This window comes from Streptomyces sp. NPDC050610 (assembly GCF_040654875.1).
Lineage (GTDB): Bacteria > Actinomycetota > Actinomycetes > Streptomycetales > Streptomycetaceae > Streptomyces.
Window position 1 is genome coordinate 1 of sequence record NZ_JBFAIV010000093.1, and the last position, 1,663, is coordinate 1,663.

Here is a 1,663-nt window from a genome sequence, read left to right on the forward strand (position 1 = left end):
TGAGAGACCGCCATCGTGGTCTTTGCTGGTCAGTGGGGCTGGTGTGATGTTCAGGTGGGGTGCTCGTGCTGATCGGGAGCGTGATCGTTGACGCGTGATCGTCCGTCATCGCTGGACTTCGGTGGTCGCCAGGACGAGCAGGGCCCGCAGGAGGGTGGTCGCGTGCCGGGCGTTCATGCGGAGCTTGGTGAGGATCTGCCAGGACTTGAGGTTGGCGAAGCCGTGTTCGTTCGCGGCGCGTTCGCGGCTGACCAGGCGGTTCGCCTCCTTCTCGGAGGTGGTGAGGCGGCGGTTGCGGGTTGCTTTGCGGCCGGTGATGATCACCGGGTCGTCGTCGGGCTTGTCGTCCAGACCGACGAAGCCGAGGTCGGCCAGGACCCCGAGCCCGGCCTCCCGCGGATGCCGGGTGATCTTGTTGTGCCGGGAGGCGGTGATCTCGCTGGAGCCGCCGGGCCTGGCCGCGGATATCCAGATCAGGTTGCCCTTCTCATCGGTGAGCGCGAGAAACAGCAGGCCATGAGCCTTGCTCTTGCCGCTGTAGTTCTTCCGGTTGTCCCTCCCAGTGCGGCGTCGGGTGCGGATGAGGGTGCCGTCCAGCAGAACCACAACCCCGCCCAAGCGGGCGATCTTCTTCAGCGCGCGGTCCAGGCGCGGGGAGCGGGCGGCGAGGAGTTCGATCACTTCCCGGACCCAGCGGCGGATGGTGGAGGCGGACACGTCGTTGCCGCCGGCCATATCGGAAAGGCGCTGGTCATGGCGGAGCACGGCGAGCACGATGATCGCCTGGGCTCCGGGGTCGGCCTTGCGCCAGCGGGAGCGCATCTGGTTGCGGCGGCGACGTATGAGACCGGCGACGAGGTCGATGGTCCGCTTCGACAGCGGGAGGCGGACCTGGTAGACAACATCGTGAGAGCCCTCGGCGGGCTGGTTTGTCTTCACACACTCACCAACTCCCGCCGGGGGCCCTCGTGTTACGGCGGGAATCGGCCGCTCCGCTGCCGTCCTCGCCGGTCAGCGCGGCAGGTAGCGGCCGGATCCGGTCCGGGCCAGCCAGCCCCGGTCGGAGAGTTTGCGCAGCTGACCGCGGACCGGCTCGACCTTGCCCGGTGTGGTCTCACGGCCCAGGGCGATCGCGACGTCCTTGGCCATCACCGGCCCGCTCGCGCCGGCCACGATCGCCATGATCCGCTGATACTCCGGCGTGAGGACCTCCACCCCCACGCCCTCCGTCCGGTCCGGCACCAGCCGCATCCCACCCGCGCCCGGCCCGACCACCACCTTCTCCGGCTCCGGCTCCGGCTCCACGATGCGCGACGACTGCCGGCCGCCGTCGGTCGCCTCGGCCCACTGTCCGAACACCACCTCGGCGGCCTCCAGCCGGGCCACCTCGGCATCGATCCCGGCCAGCTCCTTGCGCAGCAGCTCGGCACGTTCCGCCAGCTCAACCCGTCGCTCGATCGTCCAGGTCAGCACGTCCGTCATGAGCATCCCTCCCGCCGCAGAACCTACGCAGCAGCCCAAGTCCCCCGTACGAGAAGGCCAGAGGCCACCCGTGACGGATGATCACGTGCTACCGATCTCCACCCCAACCAGCACGAGCGCCCCTACGAGACATCACACCAGCCCTACTGACCAGCAAAGACCACGATGGCGGTTTCTCAGT

General features: G+C 68.6%; 2 protein-coding genes. Both read right to left on the bottom strand.

The window, feature by feature from the left end; translation table 11 throughout:
• Window positions 1-105 precede the first annotated feature (105 nt).
• A complete protein-coding gene (locus tag AB0I22_RS39695) occupies window positions 106-939 on the bottom strand; it encodes a transposase family protein (protein WP_363135903.1) in 834 nt (277 codons plus the stop codon).
• 72 nt (window positions 940-1,011) lie between these two features.
• Window positions 1,012-1,482 (bottom strand): hypothetical protein, encoded by a 471-nt coding sequence (locus AB0I22_RS39700; RefSeq protein ID WP_363135904.1) that lies wholly within the window; start codon window positions 1,480-1,482, stop codon window positions 1,012-1,014.
• Window positions 1,483-1,663: the final 181 nt, after the last annotated feature.